Consider the following 24,407-nt stretch of genomic DNA (forward strand, 5'->3'; position numbering starts at 1 on the left):
GGTGTGGAGCAGCGGTCGGATTTTCGGTGGTTGATGATGTCGGATGTGTGTAAGCACTGCACGCATGCGGCTTGTTTGGATGTGTGTCCGACGGGGTCGTTGTTTCGGACGGAGTTCGGGACGGTGGTGGTGCAGGAGGACATCTGTAATGGGTGTGGGTACTGCATTTCGGCGTGTCCGTATGGGGTGATCGATCAGCGTAGGGGTGATGGTCGGGCGTGGAAGTGCACGCTGTGTTATGACCGGTTGGGTGCGGGGATGACGCCGGCGTGTGCGCAGGCGTGTCCGACGGAGTCGATCCAGTACGGGCCCCTGGACGAGTTGCGGGAGCGGGCGGCGCAGCGGGTGGACACGTTGCATGAGCAGGGGGTGTCGGAGGCGCGTCTGTACGGGGAGGATCCGAACGACGGTGTGGGTGGTGACGGGGCGTTCTTCCTGTTGTTGGACGAGCCGGAGGTGTATGGGTTGCCGCCGGATCCGGTGGTGACGACGCGGGATCTGCCGGCGATGTGGAAACGCGCCGGCCTCGCCGCGCTGACGATGGTCGCCGCCACGGCGCTGGCGTTCCTGGGCAGGCGGCCATGACCGACGCGACGCCACCGCACGAGCCGGTCGGCGCCCGGTTCCGCGCGTTCCAGGCCCACCTCGACCAGCCCGACGGGCAGCGCCGGGGTCGGAGCCACGGCGGCGAGCAGCTCACCGTGCCGCCGGCCGACTTCAGCTCCTACTACGGCCGCCCGATCCTCAAGGCGCCGGTGTGGAAGCACGACATCGCCGGCTACCTGTTCAGCGGTGGCCTCGCCGCCGGAGGCGCGCTGATCGGCGCGGGAGCCCAACTGACCGGACGCCCCGCCCTGCGTCGCGTGGGCCGCTGGACGGCCCTCGGCGGCACCCTCGCCAGCGCGTACCTGCTGGTGCACGACCTCGGTCGGCCGGACCGTTTCCACCACATGCTCCGGGTCGCCAAGCTGACCTCGCCGATGTCGGTGGGCACCTGGATCCTCACCGCGTTCGGGCCGGCCGCCGGTGTGGCGGCGATCGCCGAGTTCGCGCCCCGGCTCCCGCAGCACGGCGTGCTCGGCCTGGCCCGCCGGCTCGCACCCTCCGTCGGCGACGTCGCCGGCCTGGCCGCCGCGGCCACCGCCCCGGGGCTGGCCACGTACACCGGAGTCCTGCTCGCCGACACCGCCGTGCCGGCCTGGCATGACGCGCACCCCTTCCTGCCGGTCGTCTTCGCCGGCAGCGCGCTCGTCGCCGCGTCCGGGGTCGGCCTGATCGCGGCGCCGGCCGCGGAGACCGCCCCGCTGCGCCGCCTCGCCCTCGCCGCCGCGACCGTCGAGGCGATCGGCGGTCACCGGCTGGAGCGGATGGGACTGACCGGCGAGCCGTACGTGCGCGGCCGCAGCGGCCGGCTGGTCAAGGGGGGCCGGGTGCTGCTCACTGTGGGCACTGCCGCGGCCTTGTTCAGCCGGCGCAGCCGGGTCCTGTCGGTGCTCTCCGGCGCGGCCCTGGTGGCCTCGTCGGTCGCCACCCGGTTCGGGATCTTCGAGGCGGGCAGGGTGTCGGCGCGCGATCCGAAGTACACAGTGGTACCCCAGCGGGAGCGCCTCGCCGAGCACGGGCCGACGGTGCACGACGGCCGACGCTGAGCGCGTCGCGCACGGGCAGTGCCCTCGCGGGGTACTGCCCGTGCACGACGCAGCCCGGCCGTCGCCTCAGCCGGTGAACAGCTTCGCGGCCGTGATGACGGTCTCGACGATGCCGTAGCCGAGCAGCGCCGCGACGAGCAGCCAGGACAACCAGAGCCGCCCGGTCTGGCCGCCGACGTGCTCGGGCACCGGTGGCCTGCTCTGCGGGCCGAGGGCGACCGGCTCGGTGACGCTGGCGCGCGCCACGGGCGAGGTCGGACCCCGGTCGGGCTCGTGGAAACGGTCGGGCACGGCGCGGACCAGCAGGTTCGCGACGAAGCCGATGGCGAGCACGCCGACCATGGTGAACAGCGCGGGTCGGTACGCCGACGCGGTGAGCGTCCCGGGCTTGCCCTGGCTGTCGAGGATCCCGTTGACGATCAGCGGGCCGGCGACACCCGCCGCCGACCAGGCGGTCAGCAGCCGGCCGTGGATGGCGCCGACCTGGAAGGTGCCGAAGAGGTCCCGCAGGTACGCGGGCATGGTGGCGAAGCCGCCGCCGTAGAAGGAGATGATCAGGGCGGCGATCAGAACGAAGACGGCGGTCGCGGCGTGCCCGGCCACGGCGAGCAGCGCGTAGAGCACCATGCCGACGCCGAGGTAGACCATGTAGATGGGCTTGCGGCCGATGAGGTCGGACGTCGTCGACCAGATGAACCGGCCGGCCATGTTGAACAGCGACAGCACACCCACGAAGCCGGCCGCCGCCGACACCGAGACAGCGGTGGAGCCGTTGTCCCGGAAGAAGTCCTGGATCATCGGGCTGGCCTGCTCCAGGATGCCGATACCCGCCGTGACGTTGCAGAACAGCACGATCCACAGCAGCCAGAACGAACGGGTCCGCACGGCGTTGGACGCGGACACGCTCGCCCTCGTCACCAGCGACCGGGTGGCGACGCGAGCGGGGTCGAACCCGGCGGGCCGCCAGTCCGGCGGAGGAACCCGGACGTTGAACGGGCCGAACATCATGATCACGAAGTAGCCGATGCCGAACGTGACGAAGAGCCCCACCAGCGCGGACCCCGACGCCACGGCGGCCGGGTTGGCAGGGTTGTAGTCGGGGTCGTAGAGCGACAGCAACTGACGCGCCAGCGGGCCGGCGACCAGGGCGCCACCGCCGAATCCCATGATCGCCAGACCGGTGGCGAGACCCGGCCGGTCCGGGAACCACTTGATCAGCGTGGAGACGGGCGAGATGTAGCCGATGCCCAGCCCGATGCCGCCGATGACGCCGTAACCGAGGTAGAGCAGCCAGAGTTGCTGGGTCGCGATGCCGAGCGCGCCGACCAGGAACCCGGTGGCCCAGAAACAGGCGGAGACGAACATGGCCCGGCGGGGGCCGTTGCGCTCCACCCACCGGCCGCCCACCGCCGCCGACGAGCCCAGCATGACGATGGCGATGCTGAAGATCGCCCCGATCGCCGTCTGGCTGACGTCGAAGTGTGCGATGAGGGAGTTCTTGTAGACGCTCGTCGCGTAGACCTGGCCGATGCAGACGTGCACGGCCAGCGCCGCGGTCGGGATGAGCCAGCGGCTGTATCCCGGGGGAGCGACGGTGTGCCGAGGGTCGAATACCGACAGCATGGGCTCCGCACCTCCTGCGGCTGAGTGGGCAGGCGGCGAGGCGGAGCTGTCCGGAGCCCTCGTACCGTCGCATTGCCCACTGGGCGGATTCCGCGCGCGCCCGGATGACGCCGGGCCGGGGAATCGCACCTGACTCCCGGCGGATGACCGAGCGGCTTGCGCCGCCACCTGGCGGCCCGACGCGCGTCCGGCGTTCGCCGTTGATCGGCTGTAGCTCACGTTACGTGGTCGCCGGACCGCGGCTCGCGATTACGGGAAAACGGGCTGGTCCGGCTCGTCGCCTGTCGGCGCGGGCCAGGGTGGAGGTCCCACGCCGGTGATCCGCACACCACCCCAGGCGTCGAGCTCGGCCAGCCGGGCGGGCCGGGCCCGGTCGGCGATGCGAAGCTCGACGTCGCGCCGACCGGAGCGCAGCAGTCCGGCCACCCTGGGCTCGGGCTCGATCCGGCCACTCCAGTGGTAGCGGCCGTCGACCGGCTCCCACCGACCGCTGAGGTGCACCCGCACCGGGGTGCCCGCGACGCTCGCCGGGCCGTGGTAGCTCACGGCACGATGCGTTCGTGCGCGCGGGTCAGCTCGCGCGGCAGGTCGGCGCTGGCGCGGACCCCCTGGATCCCGCTCCACAGCAGCGTGGTCAGGTAGTCGGTGAGGGCCGCGCGGCTGATCGGCTGGCCGCGGGTCGTCCACCAGTCGCCGACCGCCTGAACGAAGCCCACCAGGCCGTACGCCCAGGGCTCCGCCGGGCCGGCGTCCAGGCCCAGGGCGCGGAGCCGGTCGCCGATCACGCGGGCCAGCCCGGCGGCCACCTGCCGACTGGTCCCGGAGACGACCTGGTGGATGCCGGGGTCACCGGACCGGTGGATCAGGAACCGGTAGAGCGTCGGCTGGGACTCGATGACGCCGAGGTACGCGTCGATCGTCGCCTCGACCAGGTCGCGCTCCTCACGGACCCGCGCGATGGCCGGAGCGATCGTGTCGACGACCTGGGCGGACAACCGCTCGCTCACGGCGACCCAGAGCTGCGACTTGTCGGCGAAGTACCGGTAGAGGACCGGTTTGCTGACGCCAGCGGTGGCGGCCACCTGCTCCATGTCGACCTCGGGGCCGTGCCGCAGCAACGCCTGCACGGCCGCACCGACCAGCGCCTGCCTGCGCTGCTCACGGTGGTTGGCCCAGCGGTCCCGGCGGCCGTTGCCCGTCGCCGTCCGACCGTCGCCGGTGGACGCGGCCGGCGGCTGGGGTCCATTGACATCGATGCGTGGCGCTTGCATGCTACTACAGGTAACAGTTACTGCCAGTCACGTCAATGTGGAGGAGTCATGGAGGCGGCGGAACCCGAGGACTCGGCGGTCGCCGAACGGCTGCTCACGTCGTCGCTGCGCACCAGCTACGACCCGGTGGTCGAGATCGACTGGGACGCGCCGCACACCCCGGGCGCCTACTGGCTCCCGCCGCACCGCAGCAGCCTCTACGGCACGGCGCTCTGGTCGGGCCTCAGCGAAGAGCAGCGCGTCGAGCTCACCAAGCACGAGGTGGCCAGCACGGCCAGCGCCGGTCTGTGGTTCGAGACGATCCTCATGCAGATGCTGATCCGGCACTACTACGACGCCGACCCGACCAGCCCGCGCGCCCAGTACGCGCTGACCGAGGTCGCCGACGAGTGCCGGCACTCGATCATGTTCGGTCGGCTGATCGAGGCGATGGGCTGTCCCGTCTACCGGGCGGACCCGTTCGACCACCTGCTCGGCCGGTTCCTCAAGGCGACCGCCAGCGGCCCCCGGATGTACGCCGCGATCCTCGTCGCCGAGGAGATCCTCGACGCGTTCCAGCGCGAGATCATGGCGGACGAGTCTCTTCAGCCGCTCATCCGGATGGTCTCGCGCATCCACGTCGTCGAGGAGGCGCGACACGTCCGGTTCGCCCGCGACGAGCTGGCCCGCCAGGTCGCGGCTGCCGGACCGGTCGGCATGGCGTACGCCCGGCTGCTGGTCGGTCGCGCCGCACACTCGATCGCCAACCGTCTCGTCCACCCCGACGCGTACGCGGCGGTGGGTATCCCGCCGGCGGTGGGCCGGGCCGCCGCCCGCGCCAACCCGTACTGGCAGGCCACGCTGCGGTGGTCGGCGGCCCGGGTGCACGACCACCTCGCGGGCGTCGGGCTGGTGGGCGGGCCGGGGCGGCTGTTGTGGGCCCGGGCGGGGCTGATCTGACGGCCGTCGTCCGGCCGGGGTGCGGCGTCGACGGGTCTGCCGGCGGTGCGGGGCGGCCGGACGTGGCGATGAACTGCCCACATCAGGCAGCCGTCAGGCACGCCCGATCCGCGGCTCGTGCCGGCCGGTAAGGCGCAACCCGACACCGCGTACGGCCTCGATCGTGGCACCGGCGCCGAGGTCCCGCAACTTGCGTCGCAGCCGCTTCACCAGCGACTGCACGTCCGCTCTGCGCTCGCGCCCCTCGTCGTGCCAGACCGACCGGTGCAGCTCGGCGTAGCTCCAGATCCGGACCGGCTCGGTGATCAGGCAGGTCAGCAGGTCGTGTTCCAGTCGGGTCAGGTCGACCTCGCGACCCCCGTACCGTGCGGTGGACCGGGCCGAGTCGATGACCAGGGCGGGGCCGGGCTCGACGGTGGGCGTCGGGGTCGACGGTGGCTCGCCGAGCGGGCCGGCCCGTTGCTGCGGGATCGCGATCAGCCGGCGCAGCTCGTCGAGGTCGGCCACCAGCAGCAGCGGCGCGATCCCGTCGAGGCGCTCCGCGAGCCGGATGCGCTCGGTCGGCGACGGTGTCACCGCGATCAGCAGCGGAAACGGTTCGTCGGCCGGATCAGCCCCGTCCACCGCCGTCTCGTCGTCCTCGGCCACCACACCGCCCGGGATCGATGGGCTTCCCTGCCCAGTTATCGTCATGGTCCTGACAATGATTGGCAAGCGCGCCGCCAGCAGGGCAACCGTTAGCGACAAGTTGCTCACAGCAAGTTCTTGATCGTCCTTTCCTCTCGATCATAGTGTCCACTCGGGCAACCGGCGTGACCCGCGCGGTGCATGGGGAGGCATGAGGGGTCCGTTCGCTCGGTTCCGTCGAGCTGGATCTCGCGCACTCCTCACCATGGCCCATAACACCCCTGGGTCGTTCTGAGGGAGGCAGCACCGATGTTCAGACGTCCACAATGGAGACGCACGGCCAGATCGCTGGTCAGCGCCAGCGCGGCGATGATCCTCGCCGCCACATGCCTGGCCAGCGTCGGCTCCGGCGCGCAGGCCGCGCCCGGTTCGTTGGGAGCGGGCACCGCCGCCGGGGACAAGATCCGACCGGAGCTCGCCCGCCAGCTTGAGGCCAAGAGCGCAGGGGACTTCTGGATTCGGTTCAAGGACCGGGCCGACCTGAGCAAGGCCAGTGCCATCAAGGACTGGACGAAGCGCGGCGCGGCCGTCGCGCAGACGCTGCGGGAGACCGCCGCCGCCAGCCAGGGCAAGATCCGCGCCGAACTCGACAGCTCGGGTACGAAGTACCAGACCTTCTGGGCCACCAACGCCATCAAGGTGAACAGCGGCTCCCTGGCGATGGCGCAGAAGTTCGCCGCCCACGCGGAGGTCGAGGGCCTCTACGCCCCGGTCGCCTACAAGCTGCCGGAACTCACCAAGGGCACCGACGAGAAGACCGTCAACTCCGTCGAGTGGGGCGTTGCGAACATCAACGCCGACGACGTCTGGTCCCAGTACGGCGTCACCGGCGAGGGCGTCACCATCGCGAGTATCGACAGCGGTGTGCAGTACGACCACCCGGCGTTGGTGAACTCCTACCGCGGCAACAACGGCGACGGCACGTTCGACCACAACTACAACTGGTTCAACGCCGCCGGGACGTGCGCCGACGCGCCCTGTGACGACGACGGCCACGGTACGCACACCATGGGCACCATGGCCGGCTCCGCCGGCGCGAACCAGATCGGTGTCGCGCCCGGGGTCAAGTGGATCGCGGCGAACGGCTGCTGCCCCACCGACGCGGCGCTGATCGAATCCGGTCAGTGGATGCTCGAACCGACCGACCTGAGCGGTCAGAACCCGGACGCCAGCAAGCGGCCGAACATCATCAACAACTCCTGGGGCACCCGGGAGCCGTCCAACGAGCCCTTCATGGAGGACGTGACGCTGGCCTGGGCCGCGTCCGGCATCTTCGGGGTGTGGTCCAACGGCAACAGCGGGCCGGCGTGCCAGACCAGCGGCTCACCGGGAAGCCTCGCCAGCAACTACTCGACGGGCGCGTACGACATCAACAACACCATCGCCAGCTTTTCGGCCCGGGGCACCGGGCAGAACGGCGAGATCAAGCCCAACATCTCCGCTCCGGGCGTGAACGTCCGGTCGAGTGTTCCCGGCAACGGGTACGGCACCGCCAGCGGCACGTCGATGGCCGCCCCGCACCTGGTGGGCGCGATCGCCCTGCTGTACTCGGCGGCGCCGTCGCTGATCGGTGACGTCGACGGGACCCGTGCGCTGCTCAACGGCACCGCGATCGACAAGGCCGACGCCCAGTGCGGCGGCACCGCCGCGGACAACAACGTCTACGGTGAGGGCCGGCTGGACGCCCTCGCGCTGCTCAACGCCGCTCCGACCGGCGATGTCGGCACCCTGGCCGGCACGGTCACCGACGCGGCCACCGGCGCACCGATCGCCGGCGCGACCCTGACCCTCACCGGTCCGACCTCGCGTGAGATCACCACCGGCGCCGACGGCACCTACTCGACCCAGGTCCCGACCGGCGACTACCAGGTCGTCGTGTCGGCATTCGGCTACGGCAGCACCACGAAGTCCGCGACGGTCGCCAACCGCGCGACCACGACGCTCAACGTCGCCCTGACGGCGGTGCCGCGCGTCAACGTCACCGGCGCGGTCACCGACGGCTCCGGCCACGGCTGGCCGCTGTACGCGAAGGTGACCGTGAGCGGCCCGTCCGGCGTGTACGACTACACGACGCCCTCGAACGGCCGATACAGCATCACGCTGCCGGCCGGGCAGACGTACACCCTGAGGTACGAGTCGCAGTACCCGGGCTACCAGACCGTCACCAAGGAGGTCGTGGTCGGCACGCGCAACGTGACCGCCAACGTCGCGGTGCCGGTGAACACCACCACCTGCACGACGGCGCCCGGCTACACGTTCGGCTCCGACGGCGAGTACGAGACCTTCGACGCGACGACCACCCCGGCCGGCTGGACGGTGGTGGACAACGCGGGCAGCGGTCAGGTCTGGAAGTTCACCGACGACGGCGGCCGGGGCAACCTGACCGGTGGCACCGGCAACTTCGCGATGATCGACAGCGATGACTACGGCGCGGGCACCAGCCAGGACACCTCCCTGGTCAGCCCGGTGGTCGACCTGACCGGCGTCACGGCCCCGGTCATCCGGTTCAACCAGGACTTCAACCAGCTCAACGACGACACCGCCGACGTCGACCTGAGCATCGACAATGGCGCGACCTGGACGAACGTGCTCCGGCAGGAGACCGACGTCCGGGGCCCGAAGCTCACCGAGATCCCGATCCCGCAGGCGGCCGGCAAGGCGCAGGTCCAGGTGCGGTTCCACTACTACGACGCCTCGTACGAGTGGTGGTGGGAGGTCGACAACGTCCTCATCGGCAGCCAGGTCACCTGCGTGCCGGTCGACGGCGGCCTGGTCGTGGGCAACGTCCGCGACAAGAACGACAACAGCTACGTCAACGGCGCCACCGTCACCAGCAACGACCGGCCCGCCGAGAAGGCGGTCACCGTGGCGACCCCGGACGACCCGGGACTGCCCGACGGGTTCTACTGGATCTACTCGACGCTGACCGGCACCCACAAGTTCACCGCGACGGCCGGCAACTACGTCAGCCAGAGCAAGCAGGTCGACGTCGAGCCCGACTGGGCCACCGCCGCGAACTTCGTCCTCGCGGCCGGCCGGTTGTCGGTGACGCCCACCCAGGTGAGCGCGACGGTCCAGATGCCCAACGGGAAGGCCACCAGGACGTTCACCGTGACCAACACCGGCGGAGCGCCGGTCGAGGTCGGCTTCGGTGAGCGGGACAACGGCTTCGAGCTGCTGCGGGCGGACGGTTCCCGGGTGACCCGGCAGCAGGTGCTCGGCGCGGCCGGCGCACCGGAGCAGCGGCTGAGCGTCCCGACGTCGTTCGCGGCCCGGGCGTCCGGCAAGGCGACGTCGGCGACCTCCGCCGCGGCCGGCCCGCAGGCCGCTCCGTGGACGGACATCACCGACTTCCCGACCAACATCATGGACAACCGGGTGGTCACCCTGGACGGCAAGGTCTACTCGATCGGTGGTGGCGACGGGAGCGCCTCCACCGCGAAGACCTACGCCTACGACCCGGTCGCGCAGACCTGGACGGCGGCAGCCGACCTGCCCGGCGCCCGAAACGCGCTGACCGTGGGCGTGGTCGGCGGGAAGATCATCGCAACGGGTGGCTGGGGCGCCGAGGGCCCCGACGCCGCCACCTGGTCGTACGACCCGGGGGCCAACAGCTGGACCGAACTGGCCGACAACCCGGCGCCGCGGTCCGCGGCCGGGCAGGCGGTCGTCGGCGGCAAGCTCTACGCCGTCGGCGGCTGCACCACCTCGGCATGTCTGCCGATGTCGAACACGGTGGTCCGCTACGACCCGGGCACCGACGCCTGGGAGACGCTGGCGAACTACCCGAAGTCGGTGGCCTTCGCCTCCTGCGGCGGGATCGACGGCGTTCTCTACTGCACTGGCGGCAACGACGGCACCGCGGCGCAGAAGGCCAGCTACGCCTACGACCCGGGTGCCAACACGTGGACCGCCATCGCCGACGCGCCGACGGACAACTGGGCCAGCTCGTACGCGGTGGCCAGCGGCAAGCTCCTCGTCGTGGGCGGTTCACAGGGCGGCGCCATCAGCAACGCCGGCTTCGCCTACGACCCGGCCACCAGCTCGTGGTCGAACCTGCCGAACGCCAACACCGCCCGGTACCGGGGTGGCGCGGCGTGTGGCTTCTACAAGATCGGTGGCTCGTCGGGCAGCTTCAACGCGGCGCCGGACAGTGAGGTGCTGCCGGGCTTCGAGGGGTGCGTCGAGGCGGCGGCCGACGTCAGCTGGATGACGATCGACAAGTCGACGGTCACCCTCGCGCCGGGTGAGAAGGTCACGGTCACCGTCGGGATGACGGCGAACGTGGACCAGCCGGGCACCTACTCGGGTGCGGTCACGATCAAGGAGAACACGCCGTACTCGGTGGCGCCGGTGGCGGTGACCATGACGGCGACGCCCCCGAAGACCTGGGGCAAGCTGATGGGCACGGTGACCGGGACCAGTTGCCAGGGCGCGACCTCGCCGATTGCCGGCGCGGTCGTCCAGGTCGACTCGTGGGCGATGTCGTGGACGTTCGCGACCGACAGCGCCGGCAAGTACGCCTACTGGGTGGACCGTCGGAACAACCCGCTCACCCTGATCGTCGCCAAGGACGGCTGGAAGCCCCAGACCCGTCAGACGAGGATCGACACCGCCACTCCCGCGGTGGAGAACTTCGGGTTGGCGCCCATTCGGTGCTGACACCTGAGCGGTAGCACCACCGATCCGGCCCGCCTGGTCCTCGACCAGGCGGGCCGGACCAGCTTCGATCGGCCGGTCAGGAGCGCTCCTGGCGAGCCGGTCGTTGCGCTACAGCGATGGGTGACCGGACGCGATACTGCGGGTAGCGTGAGCGCTGGTGGTGCCGCCGGTTGTAGCGGTGGGCGGCCCACCCCCCAGACCGCTACCTGGGAGCACAGCCATGACGTCCCACGTCGACCCGCGCTTCGGCAACACGCTTCGTCAGCTCCGCGAGCAGTCCGGGCTGTCCCTGCGGGCCCTCGGTCAGCTCACCCACCGGGGCAAGAGCCACCTGCACGAACTTGAGGCCGGCAGCAAGGCACCCACCGTGGAAACCGCCCAGCACCTTGACCAGGCACTGCACGCCAACGGTGCTCTTGTCCGCCTCGTGCGCGCGCCCGTCGACCACGAAGCCGAAGCCGACGAACTGCTCCGGCGGGTCGCTGCTTGCGACGTCAGCGCCGAAACCCTCGCCCGCATCGAGCGAGGCGTGGACGACCTCGCCAGCCTGTACCCCACGACCGCGCCGGTCGACCTGCTGCCGATGGTGCGTCAGCACCTCGCCTATGTCACCCGACTACTCGGCGGCCGGGTCACCCTCGCCCAGCAACGGCGTCTCGTCGTCGCGGGCGGCTGGCTGGCCGTACTGAGGGCCACCGTGCACATCGACCTGCAACAGCCGGGCGCCGCCGCCGCGCACCTCACCGCGGCATCCGGGCTCGCCGGCCACGCCGAGCATCCGGAGATTCAGGGTTGGTGTCTGGAGACGCGGGCGTGGGAGGTGCTGACCCTCGGCGACTACCGGGGTGCCCTGGACCTGTCGCGGCAGGCGCAACAGGTGGCGCCTGTCGGCAGCTCCGCGCACATTCAGGCGACCGCGCAGGAGGCGCGGGCATGGGCGCGGATGGGCGCGGTCCGTGAGACGCGTCGGGCACTGGACCGGGTGGAACGCTTGACTGCGAACCTGCCTGTCCCGGAACGGGCGGAGCACCACTACCGGTACGACCCGGCAAAGGCTGAGGCGTATGCGGCGACGACGCTGGCGTGGGCAGGTGACCCCGCCGCCGAGCGGGTCGCGCGGTCCGTGCTGGCCCACCTGGATCCGCGCGGCGACGGCGGTGAGCGGCCCCGGCGGGCGGCATCGGCTCGACTGGACCTCGGGCTGGCGTTGGTGACCGCCGGACGACCGGAGGAGGCGTCGGCGTTCGCCGCGGAGGCGGTCGCGTCGGGGCGAGTGGTGCCGTCGAATTGGTGGCGGGCGCGGGAGGTGTTGCGCCGGGTCGAGCGGACGGGCGCACCGGAGGCTGCCGACCTGCGTGACGTGTACGAGCAGTTCGACCGGACCAGCACGGGCGAGTAGCGGACAGGATCGGTTGACGGCGGACAGCCGCGTCCTCCTGACCGCAGGCAACCCTCCGTAGCGTCATGTTTACGGGATCAGTGGCCGGTGTGCTGTCGGACGTGATGTGGGCGCTCAGCGCCGCCGGTCCCGCCAGGGAGGGCAGGGGCGCCGTGCCGGATATGACCGGCCGACTCTGCTCCGGAGGCGAGGGGCGAGCGATGATCCGCAAACTGGTATCCACTCTGACCGGCCGACCAGCTCACCACTACGACGGGTCGGTCCGGTGACCGCCCGGCAGATGCCCGGCCCCGGCACCCGGATGTCGGTGCGGCCTACCGAGTGGCAGCCCAGCCCTGGCATCGAGGGCCAGACACACCACGACATCGTCATCGTGTCCGTCCACGAATCTCATGACCCGCGCTTCGCCTGGGTGTACGGCCACGGCCCGGACTGTGCGTGGGAGTCCGCCGACTGCTCGCAGCCGTTCTGCTTCGAGGTGCTGGTCAGCGTCGACGTTCTTGCCGCCGCAGCGGCCGGTGCGAGGCCATGACCGCCCCCACGCTCGCCCGGTTGGAGGCGCGGTGGCGGCGGACCCTCATCGAGCACCAGGCCGTTGCCGGTCGCTGCCCGGTCTGCGGGACGCGGGGCCGCTGCCGGGAGTGGGCGGAGGCGTTCGGTCAGCTCGTCGCCCACGACCTGTTTCTCCCCGGTGCTCGTCGGAGAGGTGTGTCAGACGGGGGCGAGCCGGAAGCCGACGCCGCGGACCGCGTGGATCGTGGCGGCGGCGTCCAGCCGGGCGAGCTTGCGGCGCACCCGACGGACGACCGAATGCATGTCGGACCCACGGCCGAGGTGCCGGTTGCCCCAGACCTTGAGGTGCAGTCGCTCGTAGGTCCAGATCTGCCCGGGAGCGTCGACGAGGCAGAGCAGGACGTCGTGTTCCAGCCGGGTCAGGTCGATCTCCTGATCGCGCCAGCACACCACCCGGCGGTCGGAGTCGACGCTCAGATCCGGCGGCGGCTGCGGGCGTGGCGCGGCCTCCGTGCGCACGGCCGGGACGGGAGGAGGTACGGGGGGCAGCTCGCCCACCCCGAGGAACTCCCGTGCCTGGTCGACGTTCGAGACGATCAGGAAGGCGTCGGTCCCGCCGAGCAGACGGGCCAACTGCCGGCGCTCAGCCGGCGAGGACGCGATGCCGATGACCAGCGAGGCGACCGGAATTCCCTGCATTGCCCAACCCCTTCCGGTTCCCCACGAACACTCCGGATGGTTTTCGCACCGCCGAGGACGACCATCGATCGGCGTCCTGACCCTAGTGGTGGCTCGTCTCGGCTGGGTGAAACATAGTTGCATGTAAGCATGTGAATGACGGTCGAGGTCACAGCCGTGCGGACGGCTTGGCGACAACAAGGGGGGTTCGGAGAGCGGGATCGCCGCTTTTTTCCAATGGTGACCGGCGGTTGTGACAGAACGAAGACAATCCACGGACGGCGTCCGGACCTGGCGGGACGAGCATGGTCGACGTGTCCCACGGATCGTCGTACCCCGTCGGTCGGTCGTCGCCCGGCTCCGCGCGGGCGCTGTCGTCCGGCTCCGCGCGGGCGCTGTCGTCCGGTCGCGTCGCCGCGCCGCCCGGTCTCCGGCTGCTCGGAGCTGCCGTCTGCTTCCTGCTCGCCCGGGTGCTCACCGGCGTGCTGTTCGTCCGGCGGGTCGCTGGACACCGACCAGACCATCTTCGCGGCGAAGCGTCGGGCACGCGGCCGACCACTACTAGGCTCGATCGCGGAGGTGCCGAACATGAAGCTCGGGCTGCACTACTGGACTTTCTCGACTCCGGCCGATCCGGCCGCCATCGCGCCGACCCTCACCGAGGCGGCGACCATCGCCGACCAGGCCGGCGTGGCCTCGTTCACGGTCATGGACCACTTCTTCCAGATGGAGGCGCTGGCCCCGGCCGAGGAGCCGATGTTGGAGGCGTACACGACGTTGGGCTTCGTCGCGGCGCAGACCCGTCGAATGACGCTCGGTGTGCTGGTCACGGGCGTGATGTACCGCTATCCGGGGCTGCTGGCCAAGACCGTGACGACCCTCGACGTGCTCTCCGGGGGCCGGGCCCGGCTCGGCATCGGGGCGTCCTGGTACGAGCGGGAGCAGCGGGGGCTCGGCGTGCCAGTGGTGCCGGTCGCCGAGCGGTTCGAGCGACTGGAGGAGACGCTGCGGATCTGCCGGCAGATGTTCAGCGACGACAACGGGCCGTTCGACGGGCGGCACTACCAGCTCACGGAGACGATCAACTCGCCCCAGCCGTTGCGCCGTCCGCACCCGCCCATCATGATCGGCGGCAGCGGCGAGAAGAAGACGCTGCTGCTGGTCGCCAGGTACGCCGACGCCTGCAACCTGTTCGGCACGGGCGCCGAGGGGATCGCGCACAAGCTGGACGTGCTGCGCGGGCACTGTGCCGCCGAGGGCCGCGACTACGACAGCATCGAGAAAACCGTGCTGGCCTCCAAGCCGCCGCTGGAGGATCTCGACGCGTTCCTCGCCGAGGTGTCCGACTATGCCGCGCTCGGCGTCACCGAGGTGCAGGTCACGCCGGACCGGCACCCCGTGGAGTTCGCCCGGCGGCTCGGCGACGAGGTGCTGCCGCGGCTGGCCGACATCGGCTGACACGGAACGGGTTGGGTTAGGCGCGCGTGGTCGACGAGCCGCCTGCGGCGATCGGTCGGCTGCTCGCCTACGACGACGAGGGCCGCCCTCCCGCCGAAAGCGGGGGACGGCCCTCGTCGGTGACCGGTCAGCCGACCGAGGCGGGGAACCTCTCCCACACCCGGTGCGCGGCCATCAACTGCTGCACCTCGGTCAGCGCCTCGGTGCCCGAGCCGGCGGACACGATGCCCGGGGTGCCGGCCACCCCGGCCTGCTCCAGCACGGTGACGCCGGCGCCCCAGGCGCCGATCGCCTTGGCGTGCCGCCAGCACTCCTCGACCAGGAGCAGCACGCGGGGATCGACGGTCGCCGCGTCCGGCCGGCCGGCCTTGGCGTCCCGGGCGGGCAGCGCGTCCGGTGCGGGCACCGGCGCCCCGGCCAGCAGGAGCGCGTCCAGCTCGACCGACCGGCCGGTGGCGAAGGTCCGCTGGACGGGCATGTCGCCCACCATGCCCCCGTGCGGGGCGATCAGCAGCGGCACCATACCGGCCTCGAACACGGCCCGGCGGACCTCGTCGACGCCGTCCAGGTCACCGTCGGGGTCCACGACGATCCCGACCATGCGGCCGTCGGCGGGCCACTCCCTGCCGACCTGCGACAGGGCCGGGCTCGGCGCGACGTCGGCCAGCGGCACCGTCGGCTGCGGCGCGGGCAGTCCCAGGCCGGTGGCGACCTGCTCGCACAGCACCGGGTCGATGTTGGCGAGGCACTGGAGCTGGCGCTCCTTGATCGCCTGGTGGTAGCACTTGCCCAGCTCGAAGGTGTACGCCCGGATGATGTGCTCCTTCTCGACCGGCGACATGCTCAGCCAGAACAGGCGTACCTGGCTGTAGTGGTCGTCGAACGACGCCGGGTTGGCCCGAACCTTGGGCGCCTGCGCCACGGTCACCGGCACGTCGAGGAACGCGTTCTCGGCGTCGCCGGCCGGGAAGGGGTTGCCACCGTCGAGCGAGTTCGGCCGGTACGGCGCCACCCCGGCGTGCACGGCGTGCTGGTGGAAGCCGTCGCGCAGCATGTCGTTGACCGCGGCGTGCGGGCGGTTGATCGGGATCTGCGCGAAGTTCGGCCCGCCGAGGCGGGTGAGCTGCGTGTCGACGTACGAGAAGAGCCGGCCCTGCAACAGCGGATCGTTCGTGACGTCGATGCCCGGCGGCAGGTGGCCGAGGTGGAAGGCGACCTGCTCGGTCTCGGCGAAGAAGTTCGTCGGCGTCCGGTTGAGGACCAGCCTGCCGATCGGCTGCACCTCCGCCAGTTCCTCCGGAACGATCTTCGTGGCGTCCAGCAGGTCGATCCCGGCGAAGGTCTCCTCGGGAGTGTCGGGGAAGACCTGGATGCCGAGTTCCCACTCGGGGAACGCGCCGGCCTCGATCGCGTCGTAGAGGTCCCGGCGGTGGAAGTCGGGGTCGATGCCGCCGAGCAGCTGCGCCTCCTCCCAGGTCAGGGAGTGCACACCGAGCTTCGGCTTCCAGTGGAACTTCGCCAGCACCGTCTCCCCGGCCTCGTTGACGAGGCGGAAGGTGTGCACACCGAAGCCCTCCATCGTCCGGTACGAGCGCGGGATGCCCCGGTCGGACATGTTCCACATGGCGTGGTGCTGCGCCTCGGTGTGCAGCGAGACGAAGTCCCAGAAGGTGTCGTGCGCGCTCTGCGCCTGCGGGATCTCCCGGTCGGGGTGCGGCTTCGCGGCGTGGATGATGTCGGGGAACTTGATGGCGTCCTGGATGAAGAAGACCGGCATGTTGTTGCCGACCAGGTCGAAGGTGCCCTCGTCGGTGTAGAACTTCGTCGCGAAGCCACGGGTGTCCCGGACCGTGTCGGCCGAGCCGCGCGACCCGAGCACCGTGGAGAACCGGACGAAGACCTCCGTCTCGCGCCCCTTCTTGAGGAAGCCGGCCCGGGTGATCGCCTCGGCGGTGCCGTAGGCCGTGAACACCCCGTGCGCGCCCGCGCCCCGGGCGTGCACCACACGCTCCGGAATGCGCTCGTGGTCGAAGTGCGTGATCTTCTCGCGCAGGTGGTGGTCCTGGAGCAGCACCGGCCCCCGGGGCCCGGCCTTGAGCGAGTGGTCGGTGTCGCGCAGTCGCGCCCCGTTCGCCGTGGTGAGGTACGCGCCCTGCTGGCCCTTCGCGGCCGCCGGCACGCCGGTCTCGGCGCCGGTCGGCGTACGGGTCTGCGGTTGGCCCTGCTCCGGCTTCGGCGGCAGCGGGTCGTGGGGCGAGGTCGGTTCCTCGACGGGTGGGGGTGCGCTGCCCGGGGCGCCGGGCACCTCGGGCGTCAGAGCGTCGGCGATCTTTTCGGAGGCGGTCTTCACGACGTTCTTGACCGCCTCGGCGGGCTTGCTGGAATCCACTGGTGTGAACCTCTCCGTGGAGCGTTTGGGCATGCCCCTGCACCCCTACCCCTGGTCGGAGGGTCGAAACGCGCAGAAGATCCGATCTGCGGGCGGGACTGGTGATTTCACCGATGCGGGGGCCGAGCGGAGCGGCGAAGACTGACGAACGTCGATATCGCTCGACTCTAGGGAGTGCCCGACGTGTCGTCACCAACCACCACCCGTCCCCGTTCCGCGCCCGCTCGCGCCGTCCGGCTCGCGCTGGCCGCCACCCTGCTCGCCGCCGGTGTCCTCGCCGGACCCGCCCCCGCCCATGCGGCCAGCCCGTACGAGCGGGGCCCCGCCCCGACCACCGCGATCCTGGAGGCCAGCCGCGGCCCCTTCGCCACCGCCTCGCAGAGCGTGTCCTCGTTGAGCGTCACCGGCTTCGGCGGCGGGGTCATCTACTACCCGACCAGCACCAGCGAGGGCACGTTCGGCGCCGTCGCCATCTCGCCCGGCTACACGGCCGCGTGGTCCAGCATCAGCTGGCTCGGGCCGCGGATCGCCTCGCACGGCTTCGTGGTGATCGGGATCGAGACCAACAGCCGGTTCGACCAGCCGGACAGCCGTGGCCGGCAGCTGCTCGCCGCGCTCGACTACCTCACCGAACGCAGCTCGGTGCGCAGCCGCATCGACAGCAGCCGCCTCGCGGTCGCCGGCCACTCGATGGGCGGCGGCGGCAGCCTGGAGGCCGCCTCGGCGCGGCCGTCGTTGCAGGCCGCGGTGCCCCTCGCGCCCTGGAACACGGACAAGAGCTGGTCCGAGCTGCGGGTGCCCACGCTGATCATCGGCGGCGAGAGCGACACGGTCGCGCCGGTCGCGTCGCACTCGGTGCCGTTCTACACCAGCATCCCGGCCTCGGCCGAGAAGGCGTACCTGGAGTTGAACGGCGCGAGCCACTTCTTCCCGCAGGCGGTCAACACGCCGACGGCCCGCCAGATGGTGGCCTGGTTGAAGCGGTTCGTCGACGACGACACCCGCTACGAGCAGTTCCTCTGCCCGGGCCCGAGCGGGTCGGCGATCGAGGAGTACCGCAACACCTGCCCCAGTTACTGAGCGGGTCGGGCCGGGGTGGTCGCCGTTGGCGGCCGCCCCGGTCGCGTCAGCGCATCGAAGGTCTTGACGCCGTAACCGAGAAACGTACACTGCGAGTGTAAATAACACCCGCCACGGCAGAGGGATGGGTGATGGAACGCGGGCTCGAACTGCACGGCATCGGCGTCCGTTTCGGCGGCCTCACGGCCCTCGACGACGTCTCGCTGCGCGTGCCACCCAACCGGGTGGTGGGCGTGATCGGGCCCAACGGCGCCGGCAAGACCACGTTGTTCAACGTGATCTGCGGCTTCGTGACGCCCCAGACGGGTTCGCTCACTCTCGACGGTCGTCCGCTGCGACCACGGCCGCACCGGCTGACCAGACTCGGCATCGCCCGGACCCTGCAGGGGACCGGGCTCTTCGCCGGTCTCAGCGTCCTGGAGAACGTGATGACCGGCGCGTCGCACACCGCCCGCGCCGGCTTCGGGTCGGCGCTGCTCGGGCTGCCCCGCAGCGACCGCGACGAGCGCCGGCTGCGCGAGCACGCCCTGGACGTCCTCGACGACCTGGGGATCGCCCGGCACGCCGACGCCGCGCCGGGCACGCTGCCCTTCGCCGTACGCCAGCGGGTCGCCCTGGCCCGCGCGCTCGCCGCGCGGCCCCGGCTGCTGCTGCTCGACGAACCCGCCGGCGGCCTCGGCGCCGACGACATCGCCGAGCTCGCCGAGCTGGTGCGGCAGCTCCCTCGGCGCGACGCCGACCCGTGCGCGGTGCTGCTCGTCGAGCACCACATGGACCTGGTGATGGCCGTCTGCGACGAGCTCGTGGTGCTCGACTTCGGCCGGGTGATCGCCGCCGGCACGCCGGACGAGATCCGCGACGACACGACGGTCGCCGACGCCTACCTCGGTGCCCTCGTCGAGGAGACCTCGTGAGCGCGAGGACTGCGCGGGGCGCGCGAGCCGGGCGGTCGCGAACGAAGGAAGGCCCAGCGTGAGCGCGGCCGATCTGCTCGTGGTGCGGGGGCTGGTGGCCGGTTACGGTGCCGCGCCGGTGTTGCGGGCGGTCGACCTCACCGTGCCGGCCGGCACGATCGCCGCCGTCGTGGGCGCCAACGGCGCCGGCAAGACGACGCTGTTGCGGGCGCTCTCCGGCATGATCCGTCCGGCCGCCGGCCAGGTCGTCCTCGCGGGGGAGGACCTGCGGGGTACGCCGGTGGAGCAGCTCGTCCGGCGCGGCATGGCGCACGTGCCGGAGGGGCGGGGCGTGATCAGCGAGTTGACTGTCGACGAGAACCTGCGGCTCGGCGGGCTGTGGCGGCGGGACCGTGCGGACGCCGGCCGCGCCCTCGACGAGGTCTACCAGCTCTTCGAGCCGCTCGCCCGGCGTCGCCGGCACCTCGGCCACCAGCTCTCCGGTGGTGAGCGGCAGATGCTCGCGCTGGGCCGGGCACTGGTCGGCCGGCCGCGCCTGCTGCTGCTCGACGAGCCGTCGCTCGGCCTGGCACCCCGGGTGGTCGCCCGGACCATGGCGCTGCTGCGCCAGCTGCGCGACCGCACCGGCCTGACCGTGCTGCTCGTCGAGCAGAACGTGCGCAGCGCGCTCGCCGTGGCCGACCAGGGCGTCGTGATGTCACTGGGCCAGGTGGTGATCGCCGCCCCGGCGGCCACGCTGCGCGACGACGACGACCTGCGCCACGCGTACCTCGGCTTCTGACCCACCTCGTCCCCTGGAGGGAGGACTGTTGGACCGCTTCGTCTTCCTCACCGTCGACGGTCTGTCGCGGGGCGCGGTGTACGCCGCGTTCGCGCTGGCGCTGGTGCTCATCTGGCGGGCGGCGCGGGTCGTCAACTTCGCCCAGGGGGCGATGGCCGTCGCCGCCGCGTACGTCGCGTACTCCGTGTCCGCCGCGACCGGCTCCTACTGGCTCGGCTTCCTGGTCGCGATCGTCGCCGGCCTGCTGCTCGGCGCGCTGGTGGACCGGGTCGTGATGCGGCACGTCGACCACGCGTCGCCGCTCAACCCGGTCATCGTCGCGCTCGGGCTGGTGCTGGTGCTCCAGGCCGTGCTGGGCATGGTGTACGGCAACGAGTTCCGCCCCGCCGACGTCCCGTTCAGCCGGTCCGCCCTCACCGTCGGCGGGGTGGCCGTGCTGTCGCCGTACGACCTGTTCGTCTTCGCCACGATCGGAGTGGTGGTCAGCGCGTTGGCCTGGATGTTCGCGCGTACCGCCGTCGGGTTGCGGATGCGCGCGGCGGCCTTCGCGCCGGAGGTCTCCCGCCTGCTCGGGGTCAACGTCGGCGGGATGTTGACGCTCGGCTGGGCGCTCGCCTCCGGCGTGGGCGCGCTCGCCGCGATGCTTGTCATCCCGACCGAGTTGGGCCTGCACCCGCACGCCATGGACCTGGTGTTCGTCTCGGCGTTCACCGCGGCGGTGGTCGGCGGGCTGGACAGTCCACCGGGGGCGGTGGTCGGTGGCCTGGTGGTGGGTCTGCTGCTCTCCTACGTCAGCGGGTACGCCGGCAGCGACCTCACCCCGCTGGCGGTGCTCGTCCTGCTGCTGGCGGTGCTGCTGGTCCGGCCCGGCGGGTTGTTCGCCCCGGTCGCGGCGAGGCGGGTGTGAGCGCCACCCGGGCGGCCCTGCCGCCGAGGCAGCGGCCGGCCCAGACCGGCGACCGTCCGGTCGACCGCGGGCGCCGCGGCTCCACGCTGCTGCGGCACCTCGCCGTGCTGCTCGCCGTGGGGCTGGTGCTGGTGGCGGTCAGCTACGCCGTCGAGCCGTTCCGCAACTTCCAGCTCGCCACGGTGGCGGCGTATCTCTGCGCCACCGCCGGGTTGACCGTCCTCACCGGGCTCAACGGTCAGCTGTCGCTGGGGCACGGGGCGTTGATGGCGACCGGCGCGTACACCGTGGCCCTGTGCCAGAACGCGTTCGCCGACCGGGGGTTGACCGGCGGTTGGCTGTTGCCGCTGTCGCTGGTCGCGGCGGTGCTGGGCACGGTCGCGGTCGGCGCGGTGGTCGGTGTGGCGGCGGCCCGGCTGCGCGGGCCCTACCTCGCCGGGGTGACGCTCGCCGTGGCCGTCGTGGTGCCGGCGTTGGCCGTCACCTTCGACGGCGTGTTCAACGGCGAGCAGGGGCTGTCGGTGCCGGTGGAGCCGCCGCCGATGGCGCTCGGCGCGTACTTCCCGTACGAGCGGTGGCAGCTCTGGCTCTCGGGCGCTGCCACCCTGCTGGCCCTGCTGCTGGTGGCGAACCTCATCCGCAGCCGGTACGGGCGGACCTTCCGGGCGGTCCGCGACGACGAGGTGGCGGCCCGGCTCGCGGGCATCCACGTGGCCCGCACGCAGGTTCTCGCCTTCGTGGTCAGTGCCGCCACCGCCGGGCTCGGTGGCGGACTGCTCGCGATGCTCGCGCAGAGCGTCTCGCCCGGGGCGTTCTCGCTGACCCTGTCACTCTTCCTGCTGATGGCGGTGGTGATCGGTGGCCTCGGTCGCCTCGCCGGCGCGCTGTGGGGGGCCGTGCTGCTGGTCGCCCTGCCCGATCTCACCCATTCCGTGACCGAGCTGCTCACCCTTTCGCCGGCGGTGGCGCAGCGGCTGGAGGGCAACCTCCCGCTGGCGATCTTCGGCGGCACGCTGATCGTCGTGATGATCGCCGCGCCCGGCGGTGTGCAGGGTCTGCTGTCCCGTCTCGGCCGAGGGCTGCGGGCCCGCTGGCCGGCGCGGCGTTCCTGAGCTGTCCCCGGCCCGGCCTCGGCCGGGCGCCTCACCACCACACCATTCCCACCGAACCGGACCGAGAAAGGTCGGTGTTTCCCATGCACCGTACGGCACGACGCGGTCTCGCGATCGCCAGCACCATCGCCCTGCTCGTCACCGCCGCGGGCTGTGGCGGCGACGACGGCCCCACCTCCGGCGGGGGGTCGGTGCCGGGGGTCACCGACACCGAGATCGTCGTCGGCACCCACATGCCGCTCACCGGGCCGGCCTCGGCCGGCTACTCCAAGATCGCCCCGGCGACGAAGGCGTACTTCGACTACGTCAACGCCAACGGCGGCGTGCACGGCCGGAAGATCACCTACAAGATCATGGACGACGGCTACAACCCGGCGAACACCCAGCAGGTGGTACGCCAGCTCGTCCTGCAGGACAAGGTCTTCGCCATCCTCAACGGCCTCGGCACGCCGACGCACACCGGTGTGCTCGACTTCCTCAAGACCAACCGGGTGCCCGATCTCTTCGTCGCCTCCGGCAGCCGCAGCTGGGACCAGCCCGACAAGTATCCCGGCACGTTCGGCTTCAACCCGGACTACACGATCGAGGGCAAGATCCTCGCCAACTACACGAAGGCGAACCTGGCCGGCCAGAAGGTCTGCTTCCTCGGTCAGGACGACGACTTCGGCCGCGACAGCCTGGCCGGCGTGGAGAAGGTGCTCGGCGCCGGGGCGGTGGCCGTCAAGCAGACGTACGTCACCAGCAACACCAACGTCGCGCCGCAGATCGGCGCGTTCAAGGCGGCCGGCTGTCGGGTCGTCATGCTGGCGACCGTGCCCGGCTTCACCGCGCTGTCCATCGGCACCGCCGCACGGCTGGGCTTCAAGCCGCAGTGGCTGGTCTCCAACGTCGGCGCCGACCACCCGACCCTGGCCAAGCAGCTCGGCGCCGCCGCCCCGCTGCTGGAGGGCATGGTCGGCACCAACTACCTGCCGATGCAGAACGACACCGCGAACCCGTGGATCCAGCTCTTCACGAAGATCAACAAGACGCACAACGGTGACGCGCCGTTCGACGGCAACACCGTCTACGGCATGTCGGTCGGCTACCTCTTCGTGCAGGTGCTCCTCGCCGCCGGCAAGGACGTCACCCGCGAGAAGGTGCTCGACGCGGTCCAGAAGGGCGGCTTTGCGGGCCCCGGGCTCGCGCCGCTGCGCTTCTCCGCCGACGACCACTCCGGCTACGGCGGGCAGCGGTTGAGCCGGGTGAGCGGGGGAGTGCAGAGCTACTTCGGGCCGACGTACGAGACCGACGACGGGGACGGGCCGGTCACCGAGTACAGCGCCCCGCCGGTCGCGCCACCGGCGAACGGGGTGCCGACCGTCTCCTGACGAGCCCGCCATCGCCTCGTACGACCCGGGGGTCATTGCCTCCGGGTCGTACGAGCGTGCCCGGATTCCGTGCGCGGTGCCGACGGGTGCCGGCCGTTGACCGACACCGATCAGTCCTCCTACTATCTGCACTGTGGATGCAATTTCAGGTCGACTCGCGGGTCGGGTCGCCATCGTCACCGGCGCCAGTCGCGGGATCGGCCTGGCCATCGCCCGACGCCTCGTCGCCGAGGGTGCCCGGGTGGGTCTGACCGCCCGCCGTCCCGAGGCGCTCGCCGACGCCGTCGCCGCCCTCGGCGGCCCCGCGTACGCCGTGGCCGTGCCCGGCCGGGCCGACGACCCGGCGCACCGGGCCGAGGCGGTGCGGCAGGTCGGCGCGGCGTTCGGGCCGGTGGACCTGCTGGTCAACAACACCGGCATCAACCCCGTGCACGGCCCGCTGGTCGAGCTGGACCTGGCCGCCGCCCGCAAGATCCTCGACGTCAACCTCGTCGCCGCGCTGGGCTGGGTGCAGGAGGTCTGCGCCGCCGGCATGACCGAGCGGGGCGGCTGCGTGGTCAACGTCTCCTCGATCGCCGGCCTCGCGCCGTCGCCGGGCATCGCCCTCTACGGCGTGAGCAAGGCCGCGCTCAACCACCTCACCGCCAGTCTCGCCGTCGAGCTGGGGCCGACGATCCGGGTCAACGCCGTCGCCCCCGGGGTGGTCAAGACCCGCTTCGCCGCGGCGCTCTACGAGGGGCGCGAGGACGAGGTCGCGGCGCGGTACCCCCTCGGTCGGCTCGGTGTCGCGCCGGACGTGGCGGGCGCGGTCGCCTTCCTGGCCGGCCCCGACGCCGCCTGGATCACCGGACAGACCATCGTCTGCGACGGTGGCGTCACGCTGGCCGGCCGGCCCGTATGACACCTGTCGTGCGCGCTCGGCGGTGCCTGATCATCGCCTGTCTAGACTCGGCGGGGAGCCGGGCGACGTCGTGG

General features: G+C 71.6%; 20 protein-coding genes. 14 read left to right on the forward strand and 6 right to left on the reverse strand.

Annotated elements, in window-relative coordinates; genetic code table 11:
• Together ABZU53_RS15370 and nrfD are read left to right on the forward strand one after the other, a co-directional pair.
• Nucleotides 1-585 (forward strand): 4Fe-4S dicluster domain-containing protein (locus ABZU53_RS15370; protein ID WP_354862586.1); only part of this gene is annotated, 585 nt, incomplete at its 5' end.
• Nucleotides 582-1,649 carry an NrfD/PsrC family molybdoenzyme membrane anchor subunit gene (nrfD, locus tag ABZU53_RS15375; protein ID WP_355066436.1) on the forward strand — a complete coding sequence of 356 codons (1,068 nt, stop codon included), beginning with the start codon at nucleotides 582-584 and terminating at the stop codon, nucleotides 1,647-1,649. The genes ABZU53_RS15370 and nrfD, both read left to right, overlap by 4 nt.
• Nucleotides 1,650-1,715: 66 nt before the next feature.
• Here nrfD and ABZU53_RS15380 read toward each other — a convergent pair whose 3' ends face one another.
• From ABZU53_RS15380 to ABZU53_RS15390, 3 genes are all read right to left on the reverse strand, one after another.
• Nucleotides 1,716-3,272, reverse strand: coding sequence for an OFA family MFS transporter (locus ABZU53_RS15380; protein ID WP_355066437.1), 1,557 nt, complete (start codon nucleotides 3,270-3,272; stop codon nucleotides 1,716-1,718).
• A 249-nt stretch (nucleotides 3,273-3,521) separates the two neighbouring features.
• Nucleotides 3,522-3,818: a DUF4873 domain-containing protein gene (locus ABZU53_RS15385; RefSeq protein ID WP_355066438.1), complete on the reverse strand. Its 297-nt coding sequence runs from the start codon at nucleotides 3,816-3,818 to the stop codon at nucleotides 3,522-3,524.
• Nucleotides 3,815-4,543, reverse strand: coding sequence for a TetR/AcrR family transcriptional regulator (locus ABZU53_RS15390; RefSeq protein ID WP_355066439.1), 729 nt, complete (start codon nucleotides 4,541-4,543; stop codon nucleotides 3,815-3,817). Before ABZU53_RS15390 ends, ABZU53_RS15385 begins: the two co-directional genes overlap by 4 nt.
• Before the next feature lie 48 nt (nucleotides 4,544-4,591).
• On the opposite strand from ABZU53_RS15390, the gene ABZU53_RS15395 reads away from it, so the two are divergent.
• Nucleotides 4,592-5,482, forward strand: a complete 891-nt coding sequence (locus tag ABZU53_RS15395; protein ID WP_354862595.1) for a diiron oxygenase — start codon at nucleotides 4,592-4,594, stop codon at nucleotides 5,480-5,482.
• 93 nt (nucleotides 5,483-5,575) lie between these two features.
• Here the strand turns inward: ABZU53_RS15395 and ABZU53_RS15400 are convergent, their stop codons facing one another.
• Nucleotides 5,576-6,175, reverse strand: coding sequence for a winged helix-turn-helix domain-containing protein (locus ABZU53_RS15400; protein ID WP_355066440.1), 600 nt, complete (start codon nucleotides 6,173-6,175; stop codon nucleotides 5,576-5,578).
• Nucleotides 6,176-6,418: 243 nt separating this feature from the next.
• On the opposite strand from ABZU53_RS15400, the gene ABZU53_RS15405 reads away from it, so the two are divergent.
• The 3 genes from ABZU53_RS15405 to ABZU53_RS15415 all read left to right on the forward strand — a co-directional run bounded on the left by ABZU53_RS15405 (nucleotide 6,419) and on the right by ABZU53_RS15415 (nucleotide 12,762).
• Complete coding sequence (locus ABZU53_RS15405) at nucleotides 6,419-10,831, forward strand: S8 family serine peptidase (RefSeq protein ID WP_355066441.1); 4,413 nt, start codon at nucleotides 6,419-6,421, stop codon at nucleotides 10,829-10,831.
• A 220-nt stretch (nucleotides 10,832-11,051) separates the two neighbouring features.
• The gene (locus ABZU53_RS15410; RefSeq protein ID WP_355066442.1) at nucleotides 11,052-12,230 is read left to right on the forward strand and encodes a helix-turn-helix transcriptional regulator; all 1,179 of its coding nucleotides are present in this window, start codon (nucleotides 11,052-11,054) and stop codon (nucleotides 12,228-12,230) included.
• Between the two features lie 265 nt (nucleotides 12,231-12,495).
• Nucleotides 12,496-12,762: a hypothetical protein gene (locus ABZU53_RS15415; RefSeq protein ID WP_354861845.1), complete on the forward strand. Its 267-nt coding sequence runs from the start codon at nucleotides 12,496-12,498 to the stop codon at nucleotides 12,760-12,762.
• 179 nt (nucleotides 12,763-12,941) lie between these two features.
• Here ABZU53_RS15415 and ABZU53_RS15420 read toward each other — a convergent pair whose 3' ends face one another.
• Nucleotides 12,942-13,442 (reverse strand): winged helix-turn-helix domain-containing protein, encoded by a 501-nt coding sequence (locus tag ABZU53_RS15420; protein WP_355066443.1) that lies wholly within the window; start codon nucleotides 13,440-13,442, stop codon nucleotides 12,942-12,944.
• 567 nt (nucleotides 13,443-14,009) lie between these two features.
• On the opposite strand from ABZU53_RS15420, the gene ABZU53_RS15425 reads away from it, so the two are divergent.
• Nucleotides 14,010-14,879 carry an LLM class F420-dependent oxidoreductase gene (locus ABZU53_RS15425; protein WP_355066444.1) on the forward strand — a complete coding sequence of 290 codons (870 nt, stop codon included), beginning with the start codon at nucleotides 14,010-14,012 and terminating at the stop codon, nucleotides 14,877-14,879.
• Between the two features lie 127 nt (nucleotides 14,880-15,006).
• On the opposite strand, the gene ABZU53_RS15430 is transcribed toward ABZU53_RS15425, so the two are convergent.
• Complete coding sequence (locus ABZU53_RS15430) at nucleotides 15,007-17,268, reverse strand: catalase (protein WP_355066445.1); 2,262 nt, start codon at nucleotides 17,266-17,268, stop codon at nucleotides 15,007-15,009.
• A gap of 183 nt (nucleotides 17,269-17,451) precedes the next feature.
• Here ABZU53_RS15430 and ABZU53_RS15435 point away from each other — a divergent pair, with 183 nt between their 5' ends.
• The 7 genes from ABZU53_RS15435 (at nucleotide 17,452) to ABZU53_RS15465 (ending at nucleotide 24,333) form a co-directional block, all read left to right on the forward strand.
• Nucleotides 17,452-18,348: an alpha/beta hydrolase gene (locus tag ABZU53_RS15435; RefSeq protein WP_355066446.1), complete on the forward strand. Its 897-nt coding sequence runs from the start codon at nucleotides 17,452-17,454 to the stop codon at nucleotides 18,346-18,348.
• A gap of 131 nt (nucleotides 18,349-18,479) precedes the next feature.
• On the forward strand, nucleotides 18,480-19,262 hold the full coding sequence (locus ABZU53_RS15440) for an ATP-binding cassette domain-containing protein (RefSeq protein WP_355066447.1): 783 nt from the start codon (nucleotides 18,480-18,482) through the stop codon (nucleotides 19,260-19,262).
• Between the two features lie 58 nt (nucleotides 19,263-19,320).
• The gene (locus tag ABZU53_RS15445; protein ID WP_354861834.1) at nucleotides 19,321-20,043 is read left to right on the forward strand and encodes an ABC transporter ATP-binding protein; all 723 of its coding nucleotides are present in this window, start codon (nucleotides 19,321-19,323) and stop codon (nucleotides 20,041-20,043) included.
• A 28-nt stretch (nucleotides 20,044-20,071) separates the two neighbouring features.
• Complete coding sequence (locus tag ABZU53_RS15450) at nucleotides 20,072-20,950, forward strand: branched-chain amino acid ABC transporter permease (RefSeq protein ID WP_355066448.1); 879 nt, start codon at nucleotides 20,072-20,074, stop codon at nucleotides 20,948-20,950.
• Nucleotides 20,947-22,062, forward strand: coding sequence for a branched-chain amino acid ABC transporter permease (locus ABZU53_RS15455; protein ID WP_354861831.1), 1,116 nt, complete (start codon nucleotides 20,947-20,949; stop codon nucleotides 22,060-22,062). The genes ABZU53_RS15450 and ABZU53_RS15455 overlap by 4 nt, the downstream gene beginning before the upstream one ends.
• Before the next feature lie 83 nt (nucleotides 22,063-22,145).
• The gene (locus ABZU53_RS15460) at nucleotides 22,146-23,432 is read left to right on the forward strand and encodes an ABC transporter substrate-binding protein (RefSeq protein WP_355066449.1); all 1,287 of its coding nucleotides are present in this window, start codon (nucleotides 22,146-22,148) and stop codon (nucleotides 23,430-23,432) included.
• Between the two features lie 133 nt (nucleotides 23,433-23,565).
• A complete protein-coding gene (locus ABZU53_RS15465) occupies nucleotides 23,566-24,333 on the forward strand; it encodes an SDR family oxidoreductase (protein WP_355066450.1) in 768 nt (255 codons plus the stop codon).
• Nucleotides 24,334-24,407: the final 74 nt, after the last annotated feature.

This window comes from Micromonospora sp. NPDC005194, from assembly GCF_040608335.1.
Classification (GTDB): Bacteria; Actinomycetota; Actinomycetes; order Mycobacteriales; family Micromonosporaceae; genus Micromonospora.

Excerpts from the sequence above, each read along its gene's own strand:
- nrfD (WP_355066436.1), top strand. The coding sequence starts at position 582 with ATGACCGACGCGACGCCACCGCACGAGCCGGTCGGCGCCCGGTTCCGC.
- ABZU53_RS15380 (WP_355066437.1), bottom strand. The coding sequence starts at position 3,272 with ATGCTGTCGGTATTCGACCCTCGGCACACCGTCGCTCCCCCGGGATAC.
- ABZU53_RS15390 (WP_355066439.1), bottom strand. The coding sequence starts at position 4,543 with ATGCAAGCGCCACGCATCGATGTCAATGGACCCCAGCCGCCGGCCGCG.
- ABZU53_RS15395 (WP_354862595.1), top strand. The coding sequence starts at position 4,592 with ATGGAGGCGGCGGAACCCGAGGACTCGGCGGTCGCCGAACGGCTGCTC.
- ABZU53_RS15400 (WP_355066440.1), bottom strand. The coding sequence starts at position 6,175 with ATGACGATAACTGGGCAGGGAAGCCCATCGATCCCGGGCGGTGTGGTG.
- ABZU53_RS15405 (WP_355066441.1), top strand. The coding sequence starts at position 6,419 with ATGTTCAGACGTCCACAATGGAGACGCACGGCCAGATCGCTGGTCAGC.
- ABZU53_RS15410 (WP_355066442.1), top strand. The coding sequence starts at position 11,052 with ATGACGTCCCACGTCGACCCGCGCTTCGGCAACACGCTTCGTCAGCTC.
- ABZU53_RS15420 (WP_355066443.1), bottom strand. The coding sequence starts at position 13,442 with ATGCAGGGAATTCCGGTCGCCTCGCTGGTCATCGGCATCGCGTCCTCG.
- ABZU53_RS15425 (WP_355066444.1), top strand. The coding sequence starts at position 14,010 with ATGAAGCTCGGGCTGCACTACTGGACTTTCTCGACTCCGGCCGATCCG.
- ABZU53_RS15440 (WP_355066447.1), top strand. The coding sequence starts at position 18,480 with ATGGAACGCGGGCTCGAACTGCACGGCATCGGCGTCCGTTTCGGCGGC.
- ABZU53_RS15460 (WP_355066449.1), top strand. The coding sequence starts at position 22,146 with ATGCACCGTACGGCACGACGCGGTCTCGCGATCGCCAGCACCATCGCC.